Origin of the sequence: Mycobacterium sp. (genome assembly GCF_052144515.1) — a bacterium.
Lineage (GTDB): Bacteria > Actinomycetota > Actinomycetes > Mycobacteriales > Mycobacteriaceae > Mycobacterium.
Genome location: NZ_JBKQQD010000461.1, coordinates 1 through 3,544, shown reverse-complemented (window position 1 = coordinate 3,544; position 3,544 = coordinate 1). Strand labels below are relative to the sequence as shown.

The following is a 3,544-nucleotide window of genomic DNA, read 5'->3' as shown; positions in this document are numbered from 1 at the left end:
GCCCGACGTGTAAATGATGTAGGCGATGTCGTCAGGGGCCGGCACCTGCAATGCGGTGCTGGGTTGGGCCTCCACAGCGGGTGCCTCGATATCACTGATATCGAGGACGGGCATACCGCACTCATCCAGCCGGTCGGCCAGCGCGGTGGTCGTGATCGCGGCGATTGGCGCGGCGTCGGCCAGCATGAAGCCGATACGACTCGCCGGCAGCCCCGGATCGATCGGCAGATACGCCGACCCGGTTTTCAGCACCGCCAAGATCGCCACGATCGCCTCAGCGGAACGCGAAAACAGCAGCGCCACAATATGACCCGGGCCTGCCCCGTGGCCGGCCAAAAGGTGCACCAACCGGTTCGACGCCTCGTCGAGTTCGCGATACGTCATCGACCGACCCTGGAAGGTCAGCGCTGGCGCTTGAGGCGTCCGCGCGACCTGAGCGGCCCACAACACCGGAATCGACGCGGCCGCCGGCACAGACTCGGTCAAAACCGCCCGATTACCCCAATCAGCCAGGCGAATATGCTCCTCGGCGTCAAGCGCATCCACCGACGACAACGGCCGGGCCGGGTCGGTGGTCATGGTTCCCAACAGCCGCGTGAATCGTTGGATCAGCGTTTCGATGCCGTCGGCGCCTAACACTTCGGTGTCGAACTCGACGCGAAAACCCAACTCGGTCCCCGGCAGGGCGCGGATCATCAGGGGGTAGTGGGTGTAGTCGCGGCTTTTGCTCTCGGTGATGACGAGTCCGTGATCACCCCGCAGCGCGCCGGCGTCGATCGGATAGTTCTGGTAGACGAACAGGGTGTCGAATAGTTGCTCCAGGCCGGTGATCTGGTGGATATCGCGCAGCGCCAGATGCTGATGCTCGAGCGTGTGGTAGTGGTTGTGGTGCAACTGATTCAACAGGTCTGCGGTGGTCGTGGTCGGCGTGATCGTCGCCCGCACCGGCACCGTGTTGATCAACAGACCCACCATCGATTCCGCGCCGACCACATCCGTTGGCCGCCCCGAGACCGGAACGCCGAAGACAACGTCGCACTGGCCGGTCAGGCACATCAACAGTTGTGCCCACGCGCCCTGCAGCACGATGTTGAGAGTCGTGTGGGATGAGCGTGCCAGCTCGCTCAGGGCGCGAGTGGTGGCTTCGGGCAACCGAAACGAGCTGACGCCTCGCTCCCCGAGTTCCAGCCGATCCCGGGCGGCGACCAGTGTGGGGGTGTCGAGGCCGGCCAACACCTCACCCCAAGCCGCGAGCGCGGCATCACGGTCGCGATCGGCCAGCCAGGTGACGAACCGGCGATACGACCCGGCCGCCGGCAGTCGCTGCTTGCCATAGCCGGCGAAGATTTCGCGCAACAGGATCGGCATCGACCAGCCATCGAGCACGATGTGGTGATTCGTCAGCACAAACCGATACCGCTGCGCGGCAATGCAAATCAGGGCGGCCCGGAACGCCGACCCGCTGGCGAGGTCACATACCGCTGCGCGTTCGGCGGCACATACCAGCTCGACCTGCTCGTCGGTGTCGAGCTCCAAATACTGCCACGGCGCTATCGGATCAGCCGAGATTATCTGCACCGGCTCATCGAACTGCTCGCAGAACCGCGCCGCCAGATGGGGATGCCGCGTGACCACCGCTTGCACGGCAGCACGCAAGCGCTCAGGGTTCAGGTCGCCGATGATGGTGAAATCCAGCTGCACCGCATACACGTCGTCGTTGCCCTGCGCGGTGCTGGCGTGAAACAGCAAGCCCTGCTGTATCGGCGTCAGGGGCAATATGTCCGCGATCGAGTGCTGCCGCTGCAGCTCGTCAATCTGCTGCTGGCTCAGGCGCGCCGGCGCAATGTCCGACGGCGTCAATCCACCGCCGCCCTGTTGCACATGCGCGCAGATGCCCTCGAGGGCCTCAAACCATAACTGGCCCAACCGAATCATTTGCGCGCGATCAACCGCTGACGGCGCCCACATCCAGTCCGCGTGCAGTCGCGGCCCGGCGGCGGTGTCGACGGTGACGGCGTTGACCTCAACGGTGTGCATCAGCGGCATCGCCAACCCGGCGCTGCCTTGGCCGACATCCTGCGGGAAGATCCGCCAACCCGCACCGGCGTCGGCCTGGGCGCCGAGGCGGCCCAGGTAGTTGAACCCGATCGCCGGATCCGACCCGGACAGATCCACGTCGGCGCTGAGATAACGCAGCACCCCGTAGGTCAACGGGTCCGGAAGGGAGCGGAGCTGTTCCTTGGCGTCCTTGACCAACGCCCCTAGCGCCGCGTCACCGGCGGCGACCTGCGACCACGGCAGTCCGCCGATCGTTAACGACACCGGGTATTTGGCCGTGAACCACCCAACGGTGCGCGACAGGTCGACATCGGGGGCCAAGTCGTCGTGGCGCCCGTGGCCCTCGACGTCGATGCCAATCGGCGCGCCGCCGTCACCGAAACACTCGGTGCACGCCAATGCGAACGCGATCAACAGGATGTCTTGCACCCCAGCATGAAACGCGGCGGGAACCACACCAAGCAGCGAGCGGGTGGTCTCGACATCCAGTGACACCGACAACTGCCCAGCGGTGGCGAACGTGTCCACCGCGGGACGCACCGCCGGCAGCACGGCAGGCGCGGCGAGCACCCGCCGCCACCGGTCCGCCTGGTCGAGCACCGCAGGGTGGTGTGAATACTCGCCCAGCAGCGACGCCCACCGCTGAAACGACGTGCCCGCCGCCGGCAACTCCACCGGCTGCCCGCAGCTGTGCTGGGCCCAGGCGGTGGCGAGGTCGCCCAGCAGAATCCGCCAGGACACCCCGTCGACGGCCAGATGATGGATCACCAACGCCAGCTGGGCAGTGTCGGTGGCCCACAGCGCGCTCAGCATCACCCCGGCGGCCGGATTCAGCCGGGACCGGCCCTCCGTCAGCGCTCCGTCGGACAGCACGTCCATGCTCTGCAGGCAACTTTTCGCATCCACCGAACCCGGCTCCGACACCCACAGCGAGCCGTCGTCGTCGACCCGTAAGCGCAGCATCGCGTGTCGATCCAGCACGGCCTGCAGCGCCACCGCGACGTCGGCCTCGGTGACGTCCGCGGGCGCCTGCAGCACGATCGTCTGGTTGAACTGATCAACCGGGCCATCTACCCCCTGCAGCCACCGCATGATCGGGGTGGCCAATACCTCGCCGATCCCCTCGTCGATCACGGCGGCCGCGCCGCCGGTGACCCTGGCCACCCGGGCCACACCGGCCACGGTCTGCTCGACGAAGATGTCGCGCGGCTTGCAGACCACGCCGGCCGCCCGCGCCCGGGCCACCACCTGCATCGACAGGATGCTGTCGCCGCCGAGATCGAAGAACGACTCCTCGACCCCGACCCGTTTCATGCCCAGCACCTCGGCGTAAATGTCGGCCAGGATCTCTTCGACCGGGGTCGACGGGGCGCGATAGGCATCGATATCGCCGTATTCGGGTGCCGGCAGGGCGCGCTTGTCGAGTTTGCCGTTGACCGTCAACGGCAGCGCCGCCACCAACACCACCGCGGCCGGGATCATGTAC

1 protein-coding gene is annotated in these 3,544 nt (G+C 66.6%); it reads right to left on the bottom strand.

Annotation, left to right across the window (positions count from 1 at the left end; all coding sequences use genetic code 11):
- Positions 1-3,544 (bottom strand): condensation domain-containing protein (locus ACLP9N_RS31080; RefSeq protein WP_442410981.1); only part of this gene is annotated, 3,544 nt, incomplete at both ends.